Source organism: Exiguobacterium sp. s152 (assembly GCF_018618335.1).
Classification (GTDB): domain Bacteria; phylum Bacillota; class Bacilli; order Exiguobacteriales; family Exiguobacteriaceae; genus Exiguobacterium; species Exiguobacterium chiriqhucha.
In genome coordinates, this window is record NZ_JACSLX010000002.1 from 289,667 (window position 1) to 310,545 (window position 20,879).

The window sequence follows — 20,879 nt, forward strand, 5'->3', positions numbered from 1 at the left end:
TCCTCCTTATTTCAATAGCAATTGCAGGGCGCGCTTTATGTAAGCGTCTGTCGTCAATATTTCTGAGTTCAATTCCTTGCGGACACGTGTGATTTCACGCTCCGAATAACCGAGTGCGGCGAGCGCCTCGCACGCCTCGTCGAGTTCGGACGCGCCTTGGGCGAACAGTCCCGTGTTCGGCACGTAGTCCGGGGCGAGCTCGGATAGCTTGCCTTTCAGGTCGAGCGCCATCTGTTTGGCCGTCTTCTTGCCGACACCCGGGAACTTAATCAAGTACTTCTCGTTCTCGGTCTCGATCGCGTCGATGAGCGCATCCATATCGCCCGAGGCGACGATGGCGAGCGCGCCTTTCGGTCCGATGCCGTTGACGCCGAGCAGTTTATTGAACAGTTCACGTTCGCGGCGTGAGCGGAAACCGTACAGCGTCTGTTGGTCTTCACGTACGTAATGGTGCGTAAACACGATTACATGTTCGTCTTGTTCACGATAAAAAAACGGGTTAGGCACATGTACTTTGTAGCCGACGCCCGAAACATCCAACGTTATATATTCCGCGCACACATAGGCGACGGAGCCTTTTACGAATTCAATCACGGTCATATCTCCTCTTCGTGGGAAAACTGCATTCATTGTACCATAACCGTCGCCACGAAAAAAGGACAGGCGATTGCCTGTCCTTAGCGTGCGAGCATCCGTTCCAAGGCGAGTGTCGCCCATTTTGTCGTCTCTGAATCGACGCGGATGAGGTTGACCGGATCCGTCTCGAGCGACTCGAGTGCCCAGAGCAGATGCGGCAAGTCGATGCGGTTCATCGTCAAGCACGGACACATGTACGGGTTGAGCGAAATGATGTCGAGCTCGGGGTGCGTCGCCGCAAGACGGTTGACCAAGTTCATCTCGGTGCCGACGGCCCACTTCGTCCCCGGCGCGCTCGCCTCGATCTGGTCGATGATATATGACGTCGACCCGGCCTCGTCCGCTGCCTGCACGACATCGAACGTGCACTCGGGATGGACGATTATGCGTCGTTCCGGGTCGTTCTTCCGTAACGCCTCGATTTGGGCGACATTGAACTTCTCATGGACCGAGCAGTGCCCTTTCCATAGAATGACGCGGACATCCTCAATATCGCCTTCATAGACGAGTCGCTCCCGGAGCGGGTCCCAGACGGCCATCGCCTCAAGCGGCACGCCCAAGTCATATGCCGTGTTGCGTCCGAGATGCTGGTCCGGTAAGAACAAGATCCGTTCGCCCGCTTCGAGTGCCCAGCGCACGATGTCATGGGCATTGGACGACGTGACCGTTGCCCCGCCATGTTTGCCGACGAACGCCTTGATGGCCGCTGTCGAGTTGACGTATGTGATCGGGACGATACTGTCGCCGAACGTGTCCGTCAATTCTTCCCATGCGATTTCTGTTTGATCGATATCAGCCATATCGGCCATCGAACACCCGGCCCGCATATCCGGCAAAATGACCAGCTGGTCGTCACGCGTCAACATGTCGGCCGTCTCGGCCATGAAGTGGACGCCACAGAAGACGATGAATTCGGCCTCGTTCATCTGTTCGGCAAGCCGTGCGAGCTGGAGCGAATCTCCGGTCGCGTCCGCGAACTGGACGACCTCGTCCTTTTGATAATGGTGAGCCGGTAAAAACAGGCGGCTGCCGAGCCGTGCCTTGATGGCTTTGATCCGTTGTTCCATCTGTTCAACCGTCAATTCAGCGTATAGCGCTGGCATCGTTCCGAGTAACTGCATGTTTGATTCCTCCTACGAGATTTAAACTACAATCGAGCGCCGTCACCGAATGGGTCAACTGCCCGATTGAGATGACGTCGACGCCCGTACCGCGATACGAGGCGATCGTCTCGACAGTGATACCGCCTGACGCCTCCGTCTTGATATGACTTGGGACGAGCGCGCGCCACGCCTTCAGTTCTTCTGGCGTCCGGTTGTCGAACATGATGATGTCGGCGTCCGCCTTGATCGCCTCATGCAACTGTTCGAGCGTCTCGACCTCGACTTCAATCGGCGTCGTGTGGCCAGCGAGCATCCGGGCCCGGGCGACCGCGTTCGTGATCCCACCGAGTGCCGTAATGTGGTTGTCTTTAATCATGACGGCATCGTCGAGCCGGAGCCGGTGGTTCTTCCCACCACCCGAACGAACGGCGTGCTTCTCGAGCATGCGAAGTCCTGGTGTCGTCTTACGCGTATCGGTGACGGCGATCGTCGGGTCATTGAGCTGTTCGACGCAGCGCCGCGTCATCGTGGCGATCCCGCTCAAATGTTGGACGAGGTTCAACAGCACCCGTTCCGTCTCGAGGAGCGTCCGTGTCTTGCCCCGCAACGTGAACAGTTCATCCCCGACGGAGACAACCGTGCCGTCCGGTTGGCATGACTCGACGACGAGCCGTTGCATCTGGGCCAGCTCCAGCACGACGTCCATGCCACAGAATACCCCATCCATTTTGGCGGTGACCATGGCGAACGACGTCTCGCGCTGATCGATCAGTCCGCTCGAAATATCGCCGAAGCCGATGTCCTCATGTAGAAATGCCGTCAGCTGTTCGCGCAAAGCGATCTTGTTCATAACCATCCTCCGTCCTCATCATGGCTCGGGCCAAAAGCCGCGCCGCCTCTAAACTCAATGTCTGTTCACTTAATTGTCTTGTCACGTGTTTCGTCCGTGGCAGTTGTTGGGTATTTTCTAAGAAACTTACGATTTTGCCGAGTTGCGGCGAGATTGTCAGCCATTCCCCAATCTGTTGCCGATAGCGGCCGAACAGATCCGTCGAAACCTCAAACGCGGTCGTCTCGTTCACCGTGAACGGCTTCTCCTCCACTGCCATCGCCGCCGCCACCCGCTTCCCGAACACCCAGCATTCGAGTAACGAGTTTGACGCAAGTCGATTCATCCCATGGACGCCCGTATCGGCGACCTCACCGACCGCATATAGTCCCGCTACCGTCGTTCGTCCATAGGCGTCGACGTCGACACCGCCCATATGGAAATGTAGTCCCGGCCGGACCGGGATGCGCTGGATGTCGATGCCGTGCGCGTCGCATGTCGCCACCAGTTTCGGGAACCGCTCATCGAGCCGTTCGACACGGCTCGTATCCAAGTACACCGGTCCGACATGGTTCGTGAGCACACGGGCGACCTCATCCCTCGGGGCGAGGCTACCGAGCGAATGTTGTCCCATCACGTGGTTCCCGGACATGTCGACGAGCGTTGCTCCCGCCCCGCGCAGCGCTTCCGTCACGAGATGGGGTGAATCGACGGCGAGCAGCGTCGGATGAAACTGAATCCGGGACAAGTTTGTGAGCCGTGCCCCGACGGCTCCCGCCAAGACGAGACCGTCTCCTGTGACCGAGCGACAGTTCGACGTCCAGTCGATCAGACCGCCGATGCCACCGGTCGCGAGGACGACGGCCCCGGCCTGAACATGGAGGCGCGTCTCCCCGTTGAAACCGGTCGCCCCGCTCACATGGCCGTCGCTTTTGGTCAATGCATCGATCAGGACGTGCTCCATGACGGTCACATTGTCCGGCAGTTGACGCCGAAGCGTCGCCATCACGTGTCGTCCCGTCTCATCGCCACCGACGTGAAAGATTCGATTCATGCCATGGGCGCCTTCCCGACCGACCACGTAGCCAGTCGCGTCGCGGTCGAAGACGACGCCGAAACGCTCCAGCTCTTGAATCGCCGTCCGCCCTTCCTCGACGAGTGTGTAGACACGGTCGGGCACAGCCGCGAGTTTCGAGGCGACGAGCGTATCCCGCTCATGGTCGACGCTCGACGGTTCCAAGTACGAGCTCGCGATGCCACCCTGGGCCAAGTCCGAGTTCGCACTCGTCACTTCGTGCTTGGAGACGAGCAGGACGTTCAACGTCCGGGGCAGATGGAGGGCGACCGTCACGGCGGCCAAGCCGGCCCCGATAATCAAAACATCGACCCGTTCAAACTGTAAAGACATCTGTATATCACCTGTTTTTCATATGTAATGTTGACTTGTAAACTAGTTTCGCATAATTTTGTGAAGAAGACAACATAAGAAAAGGGGAACTTTACGATGAACCGTTACTTTGATTATGCGGCGACGCACCCGATGACAAAATCCGCCCTCGACCATTACGTCACCATGGCGCGGAGCGTATACGGTAACCCGTCTTCCCTCCACACGCACGGATACATGGCCGAAGATTACTTGACCGAGGCCAGGCGTCTGGTCAAGCAGGCACTCGGGCTCGACATGCTCCGCGGGAAGCTGCTCTTCACCGGGAGCGGCTCGGAGAGCAACTATATCGCGCTAACGAGTCTCCGTAAGCGCATGAAAGGCAGTGAAGTCATCACGTCGTGGCAAGAGCACGACTCGGTCGCCCTCCTTCTCGACGAATGGGAAGCGGAAGGCGTGACCGTCCATCGGCTGAAACTAAAAGACGGTCGCTTCGACCAAGAGACGTTCACGCGTCTGCTCGACCGTGATATCGGGCTCGTGACGTTCCAGCACGTCAACTCCGATACCGGATGGACGCTGCCGCTCCACAACATCCTCTGCCAATTGAAATATAAGAAAGTGTTGCTCCATATCGACGGCGTCCAGGCGCTCGGCAAGATTCCTGTCTCGGTCGACGGGATTGACGCCTATTCGTTCAGCGCCCATAAGGTCGGCGGTCCAAAAGGCGTCGGCGGCCTCTATATGGAACGGCTGTTGCCACCGCCCTACTATCCGGGACACCACCAGTACGGCATTCGTCCCGGCACGATTGACGTCCCCGGCATCTGTGCATTCGTTAAAGCGTTCACCGACCGGCACGAGGCACGGACACGTCATGAAAGAAATTTCTTGGCGTTTCGTGCTATCTTGAAAGAGAAGACATCGTCTTACGTGGACTGGCTCGAGTTCGACCAGCAGAGTCCCGCCATCTTCTCGTTCGTCTCGAATCAGCGGGACGGACAATGGTGGATGACCGAACTCGACGGGCTCGGCTTCCAAGTCTCGGCAGGCTCGGCCTGTCGGGCCGGCCAGAACGGACCGAACCGGATGCTCGAGTCACTCGGCTATGAGACGAGCGCCTGCCACGGCCTCGTCCGCATTTCCTTCGGCGAAGACACGACCGTCGAGGCCACGACGGCGCTCGCCGAAGCCATCGTCACTTTAGCAAGGAGAGTTGGATCTTATGAACAAACGCTTAGCCGGTGAAGAACGCCGGCGCACATTATTGGAAATGATTGAACAGAGTTCCGAGCCGATCACCGGCTCCGAGCTCGCCCGCCGCGTCGCCGTCAGCCGACAAGTCGTCGTCCAAGACTTGTCGCTCTTGAAGGCGAAGGGCCATCAAATCGTCGCGACCGCCCGTGGATACGTCTATCTACCGGGCGAGTCGTCACCGTCCGCCTACACCCGTAAAATCGTCTGTCGTCACGAGGCCGAGGCCATGGAGGCCGAAATGAACGCCATCGTCGACGAAGGCGTCACGATTCGCGACGTCATCATCGATCATCCGGTCTACGGTTCGTTGACGGGCCAGTTGATGGTGAAGAGTCGTCGCGACGTCCGTGCCTTCCTCGAACGGGTCGAGGCGAATCAGGCCGCCCCGCTGTCGCATTTGACGGGTGGCTTGCATATCCACACGCTCGAGGCCGATAGCGAAGATGCCATCGATGCCGCCGTCTCGGAACTCGAACGGCTCGGCGTCCTCGTCTCCGAGCTCGACTAAGATGTCACAAATACGTGACATCTTTTCTTTTGCTTTCGGTCCATGTCCGTTATACTGATGGATGGAACAAAGACCGTACAAAATTTGGAAAGGAGGGAACGGTCATGTGGCATTTCTTTGAACAACTGTTGCTCGACTGCGGCGTCTTCAGCGTCCCGCTCGGCATCTTCATCCAATTCATCCCGAACGAGCTCGTGCTCGCCTACGGGGGCCACTTGATTGGTTCTCTCGACGTCTCGTTCCTGCTCGTCTTCCTCCTCGCGTGGTCGGCGTTCGTCCTCAGTCAAATCGTTCTCTATTGGATTGGCCGCTATGGTGGTCGTCCTGTCGCCCTTCGGCTCTACAAGTCATTTCGCATCAGTGAGGCGAAGCAACAACGCGCCGAAACATGGTTCGAGACGTATGGCGCCTGGATAGTCTGTTTGAGCGTCATTTGGCGCCAGCTATTCGCCGTCAGCGCCGGTGTCATGCGCTTGTCGTTCCGAAAGTTTTTGACGGTAACCGTCGTCGTCTTCGCCGTCTGGTCGTTCGTGTTCGTCAAACTCGGGATGATACTCGGCAGCAATTGGCGTCATATCGGTGAAGTCACGCACGGGTTCTTGCCGTATGTCGGCATCGCCATCGGACTATATGTCCTCATCCGCTATATCCGCGCGAATCCACGTCTATTCAAAAAGTCAGCCTGAGCAGATTCGCTCGAGCTGACTTTTTTTGAATAGAGGGAAAAACGAATATAGTACCGAATTAAGAACAGTGAGGAAAGCGTTTTTTTCTCGGAATAGAGACAGCCACCTTCAAAGGAGGAATTACCATGTTCCATCGTCGAAAAACGTACACCATCCGTCCTGAACGCTTAGATGAATTCACCGAGTTTTTCCATACATACCTGTATCCGATTCAGGTATCGCACGGCGCCCGTCTCGTCGGTCGTTGGGTGACCGAAGACAAGGATGAGGTCATGGCCCTCTGGGAATACCGTGACCGTGAGCACTACGAACAAGTCGAACGCGATTACCGCTCGAGCGGTCTCCGCCGCGAGGCGATGAAGAAGCGGGCCCGCCTCGGCAAAGATTTATATATCAAGTCGAGCGAAGAGTTCATGATGCCGACCGGTCACTACACACCGCCGCGCACCATCGTCTCCGTGACCGCTTACGTCACGAACGCCGACGGTGAGGTGCTCCTCGTGCAGAACACGCATCGAAACGACACGTATGAGATGCCAGGCGGGCAAGTCGAAGAGCATGAGTCGATCGTCGACGCCGTCCATCGCGAAGTGAAAGAAGAGACCGGCATTGAGATTGAGGTTGACGGGATCACCGGCATCTATCAAAACGTGTCCTCCCGCGTGCTCTGTGTCACGTTCCGCGCCCGTTACATCTCGGGTGACCTGCAACCGCAAGAAGGCGAGACGCAAGAAGTCGGCTTCTTCAAGGTTGACGCCTCGAACGTCGGCGACTATATCAAGCGCGATCATTTCCAAATGCGCCTACTTGATGCGATCGATCCGACGTATATGCCGCACGCCATCTATAAAGTACGCCCTTACGAGCTGCTCGAACGCGTCGAGCGCCATCATACGGTATAAACAAAAGGAGGGACCGCCGGTTGGCGATCCCTCCTTTATTCGTTTACGCTTGTTCCGCCGCTTCGGATTGACCCGTTTCGACGAGCAACTTGCGAATCCGACGCTTTTCGACGTGGAGAACGGTGAATGTCATGTCTTCATACGTGACACGCGCACCTTTCTCTGGAATGTCTCCTAACAGTTCGACGATCCAACCACCCATCGTGTTGGCATCTACTTCAGGTTCTTTAATTCCCATCTCGTCCGCAAACTCATCGACATCCATGTCGGCCATACACTCGTAGACCCCGTCACGGAGTCGTTTGAGATAGACGATTGACTCATCGTGCTCATCCCAAATGTCTCCGACGAGCTCCTCGAGCATGTCTTCGAGTGTAATGAGGCCGGCCGTCCCGCCGAACTCGTCGAGGACGATTGCCATGTGCGATTGTTTTTGCTGGAGTACAGGAAGCAGTTCAATCAATTTTGTCTGCGGTGATACGTAGGTGAGCGGTCGAATGAGCGAACGGACGTCCGTCACTTCATCACTCATCATCGAACGAAGGAAATCACGTTCTGACAACACCCCGATGACGTTGTCAATCGAGTCTTTATATACCGGCAGACGGGAGTGCCCACCGCTAAAGATCGTGTTCTTGATTTCTTCGAGCGTATCATCGATGTCGACAGCGAGGATATCAATCCGCGGCGTCAACACGTCGTCGACAGTGATATCGTTGAAGGCGAAGGCACTGTGCACGAGTTCCGCTTCGGTCTCGCCGAGCACCCCTTCTTCTTCTCCCATATCAACGAGCACTTTCAATTCTTCCTCCGTTACCGACGGTTCTTTGGTGCTCATTCCGAATAGGCGGAGCACCAATTTTTTCAAACCACCAAAAATCATCGTGATTGGCTTCAAGATTTTGACGAGGAACAGTAAGATGCCGCTGATGAGTAGCGAATATTTCTCGGCGAACTCTTTTGCGAGCGACTTCGGCAGAATCTCTCCGAAAATCAAGATGATGACGGTCGTAGCGAACGTCGAGATAAGGAGCCCAGTCCCACCCGAGTAAATACTCGTGGCGATGGCCGTCGAAACGGTCGCTGCCCCGATATTGACGATGTTGTTCCCGACGAGAATCGTCGAGAGCGTATCGTCGAAGCGGTCGACGAGGTGAAGGACGCGCTTGGCGCCCTTGTCCCCATCTTCCGACATCCGAATCATCCGGACACGGTTCACGCTCGAGAGCGCAGTTTCGGCAGAAGAGAAAAAGGCTGACAACATAACTAAAACTACATAAAGAATTAAACTAGACGAGGGCACAGGGTCCACGTTTACGTCACACTCCATTTCCTAATTAAAAAGATTATTCGACGAACTCGAATTCAAAGTCTAGGATGGCGACGACGCTGCCGTCTTCGGCACCTAACTTGCGAAGGTCGTCATCGACGCCCATTTGACGCATTTGACGCGCAAATCGTTTGATTGATTCGTCGTGATCGAAGTTCGTCATCTTGAAGAGCTTCTCGATACGAGGTCCCGTGATGACGAAGCGGTCGTAGTCATCAATATGAATCTGATATCCCTTCTCTTCCTTCTCGTAACGATAAACGACACGTGGTGTGGCCGTCTTCTCTTCGAGCTCTTCGAGTGGGAACTCAGGTGTCGAGTCTACAAGGTTAGCTACTTCGATGAGCAGGTTGCGAAGTCCTTCTTTGGCGAGTGCCGAAATCGGGAAGACTTTGACGTCGTCTCCAATTTTCTTCTGGAACTCTTCAAGTAATTCCGGCGCATCCGGCATGTCCATCTTGTTGGCGACAACGATTTGCGGACGCTCGAGGAGACGTAAGTTGTACGACTCGAGTTCGCGGTTGATTGTCGTGTAGTCTTCGAACGGGTCGCGCCCTTCCATGCCACTCATATCGATCATGTGGACGATGACTTTCGTCCGCTCGATGTGACGCAAGAATTGGTGACCGAGGCCGACGCCTTGGCTCGCCCCTTCGATGAGTCCAGGAAGGTCGGCCATGACGAAGTCACGGTCGTCTGCCGTCTTGACGACACCGAGGTTCGGTGTGATCGTCGTGAAGTGATACGCGCCGATTTTCGGGCGTGCCGACGAGACGACTGACAAGAGCGTCGATTTCCCGACTGACGGGAATCCGACAAGACCGACGTCGGCGAGCAATTTCAACTCAAGACGCAATTCACGCTCTTGACCTGGCTCCCCGTTCTCGGCGATCTCTGGTGCCGGGTTAGATGGCGTCGCAAAACGACAGTTCCCGCGGCCCCCACGTCCACCTTTGGCGATCGTGGCCCGTTGGCCGTGCTCGGTAAGGTCGGCGATGACCGTATCTGTTTGTGCATCGAACACGATCGTACCTGGTGGGACTTTGACGACGAGCGGCTTCGCTTTTCGTCCGTGCATGCCTTTCGACATCCCTTTTTCACCGTCATGGGCGATGAACTTTTTCGAGAATCGGAAATCAACGAGTGTACGTAATCCTTCTTCTACTTCAAAGACGACGTCACCACCGTGACCTCCGTCTCCTCCTGCTGGTCCACCGTCTGGAACATACTTCTCGCGGCGGAATGCAACCATCCCTTTACCGCCGTCTCCAGCTTTTACAAAAATATTAACCTGATCGACAAACATTTAATTCCCCTCCTTTATAACGAACGTAGAACATTCTACTGTTTGCTCGTACACTTCATCTGACGTGAACACGTCTTCCGGTACGTGACCGAAGACGCGGACCATCAGTCCGTCCGTGAACGTCACATGAATCGGTCCATCCGTTCCTGACAGAAGACGGACAAGCTTGTCCGCCACGCGCGCGTCGTCTAGCGACACGCGGTCGGTCGATACCTTATAGGTCAACCGCCCTTCCCAGTTCGCTTGCATGAGGACGAGACTCGTCGTCGGCATGTCCAAGCGAATGAGCGCACTCTCCTCGTCGGCGTGCTGACGATATCGCTCATACAGCTCCTCAAGTTTTTCAGGCTCGAGCGCCGCGTACAAAGAGATCATCTGAAGCCGATTCATCCATTCGTGACGGACGGTCGATAATAGTTTCAGTGCTGCTTGTGGGTTCATGCAATCCTCTCCTAGTAAAACTAGTAAAAAAGACTCTAACCAAATAAGTGGCTAGAGTCTTCTGCGTGGTTCTACTTACGCAACTGGGTAAACGCTCACTTGTTTCTTGTCGCGACCAAGACGCTCGAAGCGTACTACGCCGTCAACTTTTGCAAACAATGTGTCGTCGCCACCACGGCCGACGTTTTCACCTGGGTGAATTTTCGTACCGCGTTGACGGTAGAGAATCGATCCAGCTGAAACAGTCTGTCCGTCAGCGCGTTTAGCGCCGAGGCGTTTCGAAATCGAGTCACGACCGTTTTTAGTCGATCCTACTCCCTTTTTCGATGCGAAGAACTGAAGGTTCAATTGTAACATGAGGTCCACCTCCTATTGTTCAATTTGGATATAATCACCGTAACTATGGGCGATCGTGTCTAGTTGCACGAGCATCCCTTCTAATAACAGTTGGGTGCGAGTCATGTCCTCCGGTGATACGTCAGGATATGTCTCGACATAAAAGTAGCCACCCTCTGTTTTGTCTGCCATTTCTACAAGAAGCGATTGACCGGCAAGTACCTCGACAGCGTTATATGCCCCAAAGATGATGGCAGAAACGCCGGCACAAACCAAATCAGAACCGGGTTCAGCAAAGTTGGCGTGACCTGTCACTTCAACGGAACGAATCGACTTCGTCTCGTCTCGTCTGACCATTACTCGAATCATAACTTACGCTTCGATTTTCTCGATGCGAACTTTCGTGTAAGGCTGACGGTGACCTTGCTTACGACGGTAGTTTTTCTTAGCTTTCATTTTGAAGACAGTGATCTTCTTCGCGCGACCGTGTTTAACGACAGTTGCTACGACTTTAGCGCCCTCTACGAGTGGAGCTCCGACTTTAACATCGTCACCACCAACGAAAAGAACTTCACCGAATTCTACAGTACCCTCGACATCAGCATCGAGTTTTTCGATGTAGATCTCTTGACCTGCTTCAACTTTGATTTGCTTACCACCAGTTTTGATGATTGCGTACATATACGTGCACCTCCTTATTAAACTCAGACTCGCCATCCAGGGCAGGGCGAAACCATTTCAACCCGTTCTGTGCGGTTGTAGCCATTTGGGTGCTTCCAAACGAACTAACGTTATAGATAATACCACTCTCGTTCAATCGTTGTCAATGACGAGATACGAAATTCTGACATTCCTCGAGCGTCCCGTAGAACGCCACTTCCGGTTCTCCGTCGACGAGGAAGACCGTGCAGTCAAAACCGTCCCACGACGCGTCATGCCACTTGCTCGGGAGTGTCACGACGACACCCTCAGCTTGAGGCGCGAGCTCCATCAGCGCCCGCTCCAGCTGCGAGAAGACGGCAAGCTTCGACGGGTTACCGTTATAGGTCATCCGGTCTTGCATCGAACGTCCGGTCCGTTCTCGCGACAGCTCGAACAAGCCCATTCGCGTGAAGCCGTACACTTCGACACGGCGCGGATCGCGGGCACCGAGCTCTTTCATCTTCTTCAAGAGCCGGGCTTGTCCATCCTTTGAACCCCTCAGGAAGTCGATGACGACCATACCGCCGATATTGCGTAACCGAAGCTGTTCCATGACGGCGTAGAGCGCGGCCTCGTTAATCGTGTCGGCGGCGCGACCCTTGTCTTTGACGGCGACGTTCTTGCCGCTGTTAACATCGATGACGGTCATCGTCTCGACTTGTTCAATCAAGACGTACGAACCGCCTTCGAGCCAGACGACACGCTGACCGAGCTTCTCGATTGCCCCGTCGAGCCGGACCGCTTCTTTCATCCGACCTTTGCCGATGTGACGTTCGACGTTGACCTCGAGCCGCGTCAACCGGTCCTGCGCTTCCTTGTCATTCAACATGACCGATTCGACCGCATGGCGTCGCACGAACTGTTCGCACAACAACTCATCTTGTCCCCGGCGTGCCGTGATGACGTCCGCAGCACGCGCCCGGAGCAAATCGAGTTCTTCTTGAAGGTCGGCCGGGCTCGCTTGCCCCGACTCGGTCCGGAACAGCACCCCTTCCGTCTCCTCGAGCTCGAACACTTTTGATAACCGGTCCTGAGTGACGAGGTCAAGCTTACGGCTATACAGCTGGCGCCGTCCATATGGGAAGTAGACGATATAGCGTCCGCCGAAGCGGATATTCTCCGTCACTTTATGATGTTTGCCGTTGATGCCTTCTTTCGTCACTTGGACGAGTCGCTTCTGGCCGACGACAGCCGCCTGACCGATCGCCGGCACGTTCGGATACGCCTCGAGCGCTTTCAACGTCTCGGCAATCGGTAAGAAGAACGTCGTCTCGCCGGTCGTCAAAAAAGCGGCGCCAAGCGACGGGTGAATCCGTTCAATCGCGGCCTCGAGAATCGTTCCGATCGATAATTGGTCGATGAAACGTTCCTCGACTTCGAGCAGACGTTCCCCGTCAACGAGCATGGCCCGTTCGATGGATGGCGTCCGTTCATAGATCAATCGCATATGCGTCTCTCCTTTCGACACAAAAAGGCAACTTTCGTTGCCTTAGGCTTTTTTCATTCCAAATTTCATCATGAGCCGCGTCCAGAAGCCGACCGGTTTTTGTTCGGTCTGAATCGACATGAGCGGCACCGACTCGCCGAGAATGCGGCGCGTGATGTTACGGTACGCTTGTCCGGCGTTGTTGTCCGGGTTCATCGTGACTGGCACCCCACGGTTGGCGGCGGCGATGACTTCTTCATCGTCGACGACGACGCCGAGCAGGTCGATCGACAAGATACGCATGATGTCATCGATGTCGAGCATGTCGCCTGATTCGACGAGGTGGTTCTTGACGCGGTTGACGATCAATTTCGGCGCAGCGACATGTTCCGCTTGCTCGAGCATCCCGATGATTCGGTCCGCGTCCTGAACGGCCGCCTTCTCAGGCGTCGTCACGACGACGGCCTCATCGGCGCCGGCGATGGCGTTCATGAAGCCTTGCTCGATACCGGCCGGGCAATCGATTAACACGAAATCATATTCCGTCTTCAACTGGTCGATAATTTCTTTCACTTGCTCCGGTTGGACCGATGTCTTGTCTTTCGACTGGGCCGCAGGCAAGAGATACATCTCTTCGAACCGCTTGTCACGGACGAGCGCCTGATGCAGTTTGCATTGGCCGTTGATGACGTCGACGAGGTTATAGATACTGCGGTTGTCGAGTCCCAAGATGATGTCGAGGTTACGAAGACCGATATCCGTATCGACGAGACAGACCGAGTGACCAGACAATGCGAGGCCGGTCCCGAGGTTTGCGGTCGTGGTCGTCTTCCCGACGCCACCTTTCCCCGACGTCACGACGATGGCCCGACCTTTCTTCACTTCTTTCGCTGTATGTACAGGCTCTACTACTTGCTCCATCTAACTCACCCTCTCTGTAATTCCATTGCATATGCGTCTTTCAGCCCAGTCATGACTTGACGGAGACGCGTCATTTCAATACCTTGATTTGTCTGATATGCGCATCCCATCTCGATCTCCGGAAGCTCTTCGCCGTCGTCCGACGCGAGCACGTGTTCACCAATCGCTAAAAACTTCGGATGGAGCAGACTGGCGGTAATGACCGCTTCCTCCCATCCTTCGACACCGGCACGCACATTTCCTCGTATCGTCCCTAAACAATAGATACTTCCCGTCGCCCGAACCTCGGACCCCGGGTTGATGTCCCCGATAATGAGCACCGAGCCATCAAAGTCGAGCACTTGCCCGCTTCGAATCGTCCCGCTATGGTAGTGGAACGTCTTTTTGCCGTAGGTCGCTTTCGCTTCTTCGGTCAACATGACCTCGCTCGATAGCTCCTCGATATAAAAAACGCCATGACGAGCGACGACTTCACGAATTTGACGTGACAGCTCCTCGTCTACATAACGAGTACCCGCATGCAACTTGAGTGCAATCTTCCCAGAGGGCGGCTCCATTTCTTGTAACGTGGCCTCAAGCTCTCCGAGCACCTCATCGATGCCACTCCGTGGATTGAAGTGGATTGCAATACCGTTGCGATGTCCTTTAATCGTAATATGTCGTTTACGCTCCATCATGGCTACCCTCTTTTCGCTACAGGTCGCGGCGCCACGTATCGTGTCATCGGCACGTATAACAGTGCGATGGCGACGGCGTTGGCGACGAGCGTCCCTGGAATCTGTTCAACTAATAGTGTTTGAATGGTCATGGTCGTCCCACCGACCGCCGTCATGACGCTAAAGATCCCGAAAGAAAACACGAGAATCATAAACGTGAACGTGATGACGACCGAGAAGAAGTTCTCACCTATATATTTTAACACGAAGCTGACTAAGAGAGGAATGAGTGAAAAAGTAAATAAGTAAATTCCGAGCAAGTCGGTGTAGACGATGTCATACAACAGTCCAAAGACGAGTCCGAATCCGAACGCCGCCTCGAAGCGACCATACAAACTGACGTACATCAAGCCGATCAATGTCAAATACAAGAACGGCGTCACATAGTGCCACGAGAAGATGGCGGCCCATGTCCCTTCAATAAGAAAGAGGAGGAACAGGGCGATGAACACTTTCATGTTACTCACCCGCTGCTCCTCCTTCCTCGGGACCCGTCAAGAACGGTTCGTCGAGCGTTCGATTGATGACGAACATTTGCGAGAACTCATTGAAGTCCGCTTCTGGTTTGATGCGGGCGACTTGAGATACGCCATATTCATCCGTCTCGATCGACTCGACCGTTCCGATGACAAGACCGGCCGGATAACGGCCACCGAGACCTGACGTCGACACGATCTCGCCTTCTTTCAACTTGACGCTGTTCGAGACCTTCGTGAAGAAGAGCTCGTTCGTCTCGCTGTCGAAGCCGTCAATCGTCCCGTAAGTCGCTTTGCCGTCCTCGTCCTTGACGACGGCCGAGACATTGTTCGTCCGGTTGTTGTCCGAGAGGAGTTGCACTTGCGACGTGTAGGCGCTCGTTTGAATGACGCGACCGACCATGCCGCCGGCGGCCGTGACGGCCATGCCTTTCTCGACACCGCGCTCTTCCCCGACGTTGATCGTCACATAGCGCTGCCAGTCGTTCGGCGTGCGCCCGATCACTTCGGCGGGAATCAAATCGAAGTCACGGAGCGATGTATCGGCCGCCTCGACCATTTGCCGCAATTCTTCGTTCTCACGGCGCAGGTCATCGGCTTCGACCGACACTTCCGCGTATTTCGTCAAATGTTGTTTCAATTGACGGTTCTCTTCATAAATATTGCGTACGTTCGAAATCGAGGACACGGTACTGTCCATCCAGCCGATCGGCACCGTGAACACCCGTTGGAACGTTCCGACCACATCACGCGTGACGTCTTGATACCAAGCGGATTCCGACCGTCCTCGAATCGAAACCCCTAAAATCACTACGAATAAGATGATACCGATCAGCGTGATGATGAGCTTTTTATTCCGTACGAACCGGCTCATCGTGTGTCACCACTCATCGACGCGACGAGATGCCTGATTTTGAACGGAGGACGTCCATCATTTCAAGAGATTTTCCTGTCCCGATGGCGACGCAATCGAGCGGCTCATCCGCGACGAGTGTCGGGATGTGAGTCTCGTCCGAGATCACGTCATCCAAGTTTTTAAGGAGTGCTCCACCGCCTGTGAGGACGATACCGCGGTCCATGACGTCAGCCGCAAGTTCCGGTGGCGTCTGCTCGAGCGTTTGTTTCACGCCTGCGAGGATCGCTTCGACCGTATCCGAGAGTGCTTCACACACTTCAGCAGCCGAGACTTCGATTTGTTTCGGAAGACCGGTCACGAGATCGCGACCACGGATTTCCATTTTCTCATTTTCGTTCGAAGCGTCGATGCGAGCCGAACCAACTTCCATCTTGAGCGTCTCTGACGTCCGCTCCCCGATCATGAGGTTATATTTGTTTTTGATGTAACGAATAATGGCGTCATCCATTTCGTCACCGCCGACACGAATCGATTGGCTCGTCACGATGCCGCCGAGTGAAATCACTGCGACTTCGGTCGTACCGCCACCGATATCCACGACCATCGAGCCTGTCGGTTCCCAAACTGGGAGACCGGCACCAATTGCTGCCGCGAACGGTTCTTCAATCGTGTACGCTTCACGCGCGCCCGCTTGCTTGGCTGCGTCTTCCACGGCACGTTTTTCGACTGACGTGATGCCGCTTGGCACACAGATCATGACGTTCGTCTTCGATGAGAACAAACCGCTCTTCGACTTCTGCGCTTGCTCCATGAAGTATTTGATCATCGTCGCTGTCGTTTCGAAATCGGCGATAACCCCATCTTTCATCGGACGGCGTGCCGTGACGTTACCCGGCGTACGTCCAATCATATCCTTGGCCTGGTTACCCACGGCCTCAATTCTACCTGTATCTGTACGGAACGCCACTACCGACGGTTCACGAACAACGATGCCTTGACCTTTTACATAAACGAGCGTATTTGCCGTTCCAAGGTCGATTCCGATTTCTCGGTTAAAACTACGAAACATACGTGCTGCTCCTCTCTTGGTTACACTATTTTTTATTATAACGGAAAAATCATGTTTGAAAACGTTCATTCGATTACAGGTTATTTACAATAACGTTCATCTCAGTCCTGTCTCACCGTATATTAGTGTGCCTTCTTTTCGACAAAAACGCAAATCAAAAAGCAAGCACGTGTAAGCGCCTGCTTAGATTTTTATAGGTTCTCGTCAAATCTGCTTTAACGTCTCGAATACGGCGGTTTGAAGCATCGGTCGGTTTGCATCGTACAATTTCACGAAGAAGCTCTTTAGAAACGTTTTCATGTTGTGGACGACGTGCCAATACTGCTCGGGCCCGAGTTGCTGTTTTTGTGCGCTCAGTTGAGCTGGCAGGCCGTCTAATAGAACGACGATTTCGTGCTCGTCCATCCCGCGCTCCAGCAAGGCGAAGATGGGATTCAGCAAGCGCTCATCCTCGTCGTGCAAATAAGCGGTCGGAAACATCACTTTGTCCCACAGCGCCTCGAGGATCTCACCGAACTCCGTCTCGTCGAGGGATGGATGCAAGACGAGCTCGTCGAAGGCATCGGCCACATGGGCGATCGAATGTGCCCAACCTTTTGTGGGCACGTACCCTCTCGTATCGATTTCACAATCGAGATATGCCAGGAGCTTCGCTTTCAACATCTCGAGATCCGGTTCCGATAAAAATCCTTGTTGACGGTCTTGGTACAAAATCAAGGCGATCAATAACGTCGAGAACGCCCGTGTGAAGACGGTATCGGATGCCGTCTCTCCGATGCTATGGAACAAGTGGTATTTGAGTGTCGAATTGAATAGACCAGTCAGTTGTTCGTTCGTCAGTTGCTCGTCTTCGATGATGAATCGATAGAAGAGTGTGTAAATCAACCGATCTCGAAGCTCCGCATCCGGCGATCCGATATGATGGAGCATCGATTGGATGACCCGCTCCTCATCTAATTCCTGTAACCGAACCGTCCCGTCCTTGATATCCGTCAACATCAACTTCAAATCCCGTTCCTGATAGACAGTTTCCTCATTCATATCTGATCACATTCCCTCTTCGTAGGTCGTATAGAACCGTATACTCTCGATTTTCGACACCGTGTTTGATGACTCCTCTAAACAGACAAAAAGCAGGCACGGATGCGCCTGCTTCGTTCGAATGACAAGTTGAAGATTAGAGACCTGGCTGGAGCGGGAGCAAAAGCATCGATCCGTAAAAGACGACCGAGAAGATGAGCACCGGCCGAAAGAATCGGGACGGACGGACGCGGGTCGCCCCTGCCAAAAAACTCGACACCGTCACGACGAACAAGTAAATCCCGATATACATGAAGACGAGTTGCGGGATGACTTGCCACGCCCGAAGGTCAATCGAGGAATTAAACCAGACGACAAATAGAGCAGCGTACGCGATCCATGCGACAATCCCGATGCCGACACCGACGAGTGGTGAGACACGGTCGAGCCAATGATCCTCACGTTGGAACCGTTGAAACAGCGCCACACTGATGAAGATGAACAACGCGAACACGAGAAGCGACAGTACGAGTGGCTCAAGCGGGACGAAACTGGCGACGAGCGCGACAACAAGCATCAATAACCAAATCAATTTTTCCATATGAACACCTCATCTGTCAGTATAGCAAACGAATGTTTCATTTGGAAATTAAATTCCATTTTTGAACATTCATATAAATTCATTGCTTCAGGCTGACAATATGACCGGCCTTGTCGAGACGCTCTGACACTTCCATATGTTTGAGCGAACAATGAACAGACATAAAGATTGTTTTCGTTCGTTATTCTGATGCATTTATAGGAATCAGTCTTGTTTTACTTTTTCGTCTTCTTGTCTTCAGTAAATACTAGGACTGCACCCAAAATGATTAATGCACCTAGCAAAACAAAATATGGTGTTGGAAGATTCCCACCCCAAGCCATAGTACCTTCTTTTGCGACTACATAAGCCCCAGCTTGAATAATAGAATGAGAAATTTGATTCAATTGGTTGAGCAACAATCCAAATAATACTGTTTGAGAAATGATCAAAATGCCTATTAGTTTTTTCAAACGTTTTATCTCCCCAGATTTGATTGGTAGTTGTACCCAATGCTTAAATTAAAAATTTGAATCAATAATAAAGCTATAGTAATAATTCACAATTCAACAGGTACTTCTTCTGATGAAAATATTATGTTTTTCATATCAAATAAGAAATCTAAATCTCGTTTGATATCCCAATTGGCGTGTATTACAATTCCACAGTTTTTTGTAATCATTATATTTATAGGGTAATCAAAATCTACAAAAGACCATTCCACTGTAATTGCTGATAAATTTCCTAAATTATTAAAACGTTGAAAAGTGTCATCCAAATTGACTCGTTCTCCAAAAAGCCCTACAGATTTAACTTGGCCATCAATATTATTGAACCACGAGTTCACAATTTGATTGTCACTTAACATAGAAATCAGGCGTTTAAAATCTACCTCTTTTTGAATTGGCTTAAAATCTCTAGGGTTTTTATTTATCAATTTCCTCTGAAAATCTAATGCAACTTTTTTTGATGTGTTTAAAATCATAATTTTATCATTTGAGTTGTAAAAGCAATTAAATGCTAAATCCCCACCAACAATTGTTTGTGGTAGATATTCGTCTTCTCCAGCCATCCTTCTTGGAGTTTTATCAATCATTTCATGAATCCCTCTTAACCTTGTCCAACCCTTGTAGTAATTTTCCTCCACTATTTCTAATGAACTTATCGGATCGGGGTCAACTCTAGAATTACCAAAAGTCAGCTGTTGGTCTGTAAAAAAACCATTTTCAGGGATATTAAATTCTTCCATGTTGACAAAGTAATATGTTTTTCCCAACGTGTTATCCTCCTGCAAGAAAAAGATGCTTCTTAATTAGGCCAGAAAAACTATTTAGACTTTTAGCTCGCAACGTTAATTTCTTATGAGTAATCGTGACTTTACCGATCGAATCCAATCCTTTGATAGGAGACTCTTCTGAAAAATCGCAAGTAAAAGTAAAATGTTCTTTTTTTCTAAAGTCCTTTACATACAAACCCAAGTAAGGATGATAATCTTTAAAAATTACATCAAAAGAAAAAGACTCGTGACAATTCCCAATTTCTTTATGCATATAATTAAGAATAGGAAAAATTCGTTCTTCTAATAAATCACTTGCTTCTAAATATGGAGCATGATATTCAGGGATATACAAAGAGATTTCTCCAAGATATTCATTACTAGAATAAATATCTGTATTTAAATGTTCCCTGTAACTACATTCTAATAAAACACCATCAATTGTTAAGGAAATTTTCCAACTGTTTTCATGAATAACCCTGTTGTTATCTCCAATTTCTTTTAGCTTATTCTTAATCGAATTGAAAGTAAGATTATTTATAGTTTCCCCCTTATAGTTGCAAAATAAAGACCAAGAAACCTGTTTGTTCATCATCGTAGTTTTAATTTTGTATAAGGTTTTTTTAAACTTAGTGGATATATCCTTAGCAGTAACTAACGCTCCCAAAGTTCCAATTATAGATAAAATTGTGTTATACCAGTTATCTATAATAATCGTATGATATTTACTTATTAAGAAAAAAGAAATGGCCAAAATGATTGTAAATGCGAACCAGTAAATTAATTGCTTATTCTTTCTAAATAGTGAGCTTATGTTCATAGAATTCACCCTTTCATAAAAGGTAAATTAAGAGAGGGAAATTGAAGTGGTGGAAACTTAATCCTTTTAGAATAATTTACCACATCATTCTCTATAAATGTACCTATACCGAAAATTTTAGTATGCAAGCATAAACAAAGAACTTATATTCTTATTTAAGAATACACTACATTTTTGAATTTCCTAAGTCTCGGTATAAACATAGCGCTACAATGTACACAAAATGTATGTGCTTTAGTACCTAATAAAAATGGTCACAAAACTCATCAAAGTTAAATAATAACTCTTTAATCACA

25 protein-coding genes and 1 other annotated feature are annotated in these 20,879 nt (G+C 51.8%); of the genes, 4 read left to right on the plus strand and 21 right to left on the minus strand.

The features are described from left to right. Positions 1 to 6: 6 nt before the first annotated feature. The 4 genes from ruvA to KNP72_RS05510 all read right to left on the minus strand — a co-directional run bounded on the left by ruvA (position 7) and on the right by KNP72_RS05510 (position 3,976). Positions 7 to 594: a Holliday junction branch migration protein RuvA gene (gene ruvA / locus KNP72_RS05495; protein ID WP_214832416.1), complete on the minus strand. Its 588-nt coding sequence runs from the start codon at positions 592 to 594 to the stop codon at positions 7 to 9. A gap of 83 nt (positions 595 to 677) precedes the next feature. After that, positions 678 to 1,757 carry a quinolinate synthase NadA gene (nadA, locus tag KNP72_RS05500; RefSeq protein WP_214832418.1) on the minus strand — a complete coding sequence of 360 codons (1,080 nt, stop codon included), beginning with the start codon at positions 1,755 to 1,757 and terminating at the stop codon, positions 678 to 680. Then, positions 1,720 to 2,589 carry a carboxylating nicotinate-nucleotide diphosphorylase gene (nadC, locus tag KNP72_RS05505; RefSeq protein ID WP_214832420.1) on the minus strand — a complete coding sequence of 290 codons (870 nt, stop codon included), beginning with the start codon at positions 2,587 to 2,589 and terminating at the stop codon, positions 1,720 to 1,722. Before nadC ends, nadA begins: the two co-directional genes overlap by 38 nt. Next, positions 2,543 to 3,976, minus strand: a complete 1,434-nt coding sequence (locus tag KNP72_RS05510) for an L-aspartate oxidase (protein WP_214832421.1) — start codon at positions 3,974 to 3,976, stop codon at positions 2,543 to 2,545. The genes nadC and KNP72_RS05510 overlap by 47 nt, the downstream gene beginning before the upstream one ends. Positions 3,977 to 4,072: 96 nt before the next feature. Between KNP72_RS05510 and KNP72_RS05515 the strand changes: the two genes are divergently transcribed. From KNP72_RS05515 to KNP72_RS05530, 4 genes are all read left to right on the plus strand, one after another. Further along, positions 4,073 to 5,203: a cysteine desulfurase family protein gene (locus KNP72_RS05515; RefSeq protein ID WP_214832423.1), complete on the plus strand. Its 1,131-nt coding sequence runs from the start codon at positions 4,073 to 4,075 to the stop codon at positions 5,201 to 5,203. Further along, a complete protein-coding gene (locus KNP72_RS05520; RefSeq protein ID WP_021066889.1) occupies positions 5,181 to 5,720 on the plus strand; it encodes a transcription repressor NadR in 540 nt (179 codons plus the stop codon). Before KNP72_RS05515 ends, KNP72_RS05520 begins: the two co-directional genes overlap by 23 nt. Positions 5,721 to 5,824: 104 nt before the next feature. Next, complete coding sequence (locus KNP72_RS05525; RefSeq protein WP_214832425.1) at positions 5,825 to 6,406, plus strand: DedA family protein; 582 nt, start codon at positions 5,825 to 5,827, stop codon at positions 6,404 to 6,406. Positions 6,407 to 6,531: 125 nt separating this feature from the next. Further along, positions 6,532 to 7,308 (plus strand): NUDIX domain-containing protein, encoded by a 777-nt coding sequence (locus tag KNP72_RS05530; protein ID WP_214832426.1) that lies wholly within the window; start codon positions 6,532 to 6,534, stop codon positions 7,306 to 7,308. Positions 7,309 to 7,351: 43 nt separating this feature from the next. On the opposite strand, the gene KNP72_RS05535 is transcribed toward KNP72_RS05530, so the two are convergent. The 17 genes from KNP72_RS05535 to KNP72_RS05615 form a co-directional block, all read right to left on the minus strand. Next, positions 7,352 to 8,638, minus strand: coding sequence for a hemolysin family protein (locus tag KNP72_RS05535; RefSeq protein ID WP_285800942.1), 1,287 nt, complete (start codon positions 8,636 to 8,638; stop codon positions 7,352 to 7,354). Positions 8,639 to 8,654: 16 nt separating this feature from the next. Beyond that, positions 8,655 to 9,944, minus strand: coding sequence for a GTPase ObgE (gene obgE, locus KNP72_RS05540; RefSeq protein WP_214719565.1), 1,290 nt, complete (start codon positions 9,942 to 9,944; stop codon positions 8,655 to 8,657). Beyond that, positions 9,945 to 10,385, minus strand: a complete 441-nt coding sequence (locus tag KNP72_RS05545) for a Spo0B domain-containing protein (RefSeq protein ID WP_214719566.1) — start codon at positions 10,383 to 10,385, stop codon at positions 9,945 to 9,947. Positions 10,386 to 10,460: 75 nt separating this feature from the next. Continuing rightward, entirely contained in the window at positions 10,461 to 10,742 is a 282-nt protein-coding gene (gene rpmA / locus KNP72_RS05550; protein WP_016508537.1) for a 50S ribosomal protein L27, read from the minus strand. A gap of 12 nt (positions 10,743 to 10,754) precedes the next feature. Continuing rightward, positions 10,755 to 11,090 carry a ribosomal-processing cysteine protease Prp gene (locus KNP72_RS05555; protein WP_031200131.1) on the minus strand — a complete coding sequence of 112 codons (336 nt, stop codon included), beginning with the start codon at positions 11,088 to 11,090 and terminating at the stop codon, positions 10,755 to 10,757. Between the two features lie 3 nt (positions 11,091 to 11,093). Then, the gene (gene rplU, locus KNP72_RS05560) at positions 11,094 to 11,402 is read right to left on the minus strand and encodes a 50S ribosomal protein L21 (protein WP_016508528.1); all 309 of its coding nucleotides are present in this window, start codon (positions 11,400 to 11,402) and stop codon (positions 11,094 to 11,096) included. A gap of 15 nt (positions 11,403 to 11,417) precedes the next feature. Beyond that, positions 11,418 to 11,489, minus strand: a sequence feature (ribosomal protein L21 leader region). A gap of 55 nt (positions 11,490 to 11,544) precedes the next feature. After that, positions 11,545 to 12,870: a ribonuclease E/G gene (locus tag KNP72_RS05565; RefSeq protein WP_214832427.1), complete on the minus strand. Its 1,326-nt coding sequence runs from the start codon at positions 12,868 to 12,870 to the stop codon at positions 11,545 to 11,547. A 42-nt stretch (positions 12,871 to 12,912) separates the two neighbouring features. Then, positions 12,913 to 13,770 carry a septum site-determining protein MinD gene (gene minD, locus KNP72_RS05570; RefSeq protein WP_051627738.1) on the minus strand — a complete coding sequence of 286 codons (858 nt, stop codon included), beginning with the start codon at positions 13,768 to 13,770 and terminating at the stop codon, positions 12,913 to 12,915. A gap of 5 nt (positions 13,771 to 13,775) precedes the next feature. Continuing rightward, positions 13,776 to 14,444 carry a septum site-determining protein MinC gene (locus KNP72_RS05575; RefSeq protein WP_251026138.1) on the minus strand — a complete coding sequence of 223 codons (669 nt, stop codon included), beginning with the start codon at positions 14,442 to 14,444 and terminating at the stop codon, positions 13,776 to 13,778. A gap of 5 nt (positions 14,445 to 14,449) precedes the next feature. Continuing rightward, on the minus strand, positions 14,450 to 14,944 hold the full coding sequence (gene mreD / locus KNP72_RS05580) for a rod shape-determining protein MreD (RefSeq protein WP_214752887.1): 495 nt from the start codon (positions 14,942 to 14,944) through the stop codon (positions 14,450 to 14,452). A gap of 1 nt (position 14,945) precedes the next feature. After that, positions 14,946 to 15,836: a rod shape-determining protein MreC gene (gene mreC / locus KNP72_RS05585; RefSeq protein ID WP_214832428.1), complete on the minus strand. Its 891-nt coding sequence runs from the start codon at positions 15,834 to 15,836 to the stop codon at positions 14,946 to 14,948. Between the two features lie 13 nt (positions 15,837 to 15,849). Beyond that, a complete protein-coding gene (locus KNP72_RS05590) occupies positions 15,850 to 16,887 on the minus strand; it encodes a rod shape-determining protein (protein WP_021066877.1) in 1,038 nt (345 codons plus the stop codon). Between the two features lie 204 nt (positions 16,888 to 17,091). Then, positions 17,092 to 17,928, minus strand: a complete 837-nt coding sequence (locus KNP72_RS05595) for a DUF2785 domain-containing protein (RefSeq protein ID WP_214832429.1) — start codon at positions 17,926 to 17,928, stop codon at positions 17,092 to 17,094. A gap of 136 nt (positions 17,929 to 18,064) precedes the next feature. After that, on the minus strand, positions 18,065 to 18,508 hold the full coding sequence (locus tag KNP72_RS05600) for a hypothetical protein (RefSeq protein WP_251128890.1): 444 nt from the start codon (positions 18,506 to 18,508) through the stop codon (positions 18,065 to 18,067). Between the two features lie 215 nt (positions 18,509 to 18,723). Further along, positions 18,724 to 18,960, minus strand: a complete 237-nt coding sequence (locus tag KNP72_RS05605; RefSeq protein WP_251128891.1) for a hypothetical protein — start codon at positions 18,958 to 18,960, stop codon at positions 18,724 to 18,726. An 86-nt stretch (positions 18,961 to 19,046) separates the two neighbouring features. Continuing rightward, positions 19,047 to 19,763 (minus strand): hypothetical protein, encoded by a 717-nt coding sequence (locus tag KNP72_RS05610; protein WP_214832430.1) that lies wholly within the window; start codon positions 19,761 to 19,763, stop codon positions 19,047 to 19,049. A 4-nt stretch (positions 19,764 to 19,767) separates the two neighbouring features. Next, the gene (locus KNP72_RS05615; RefSeq protein ID WP_214832432.1) at positions 19,768 to 20,583 is read right to left on the minus strand and encodes a hypothetical protein; all 816 of its coding nucleotides are present in this window, start codon (positions 20,581 to 20,583) and stop codon (positions 19,768 to 19,770) included. Positions 20,584 to 20,879 lie beyond the last annotated feature (296 nt).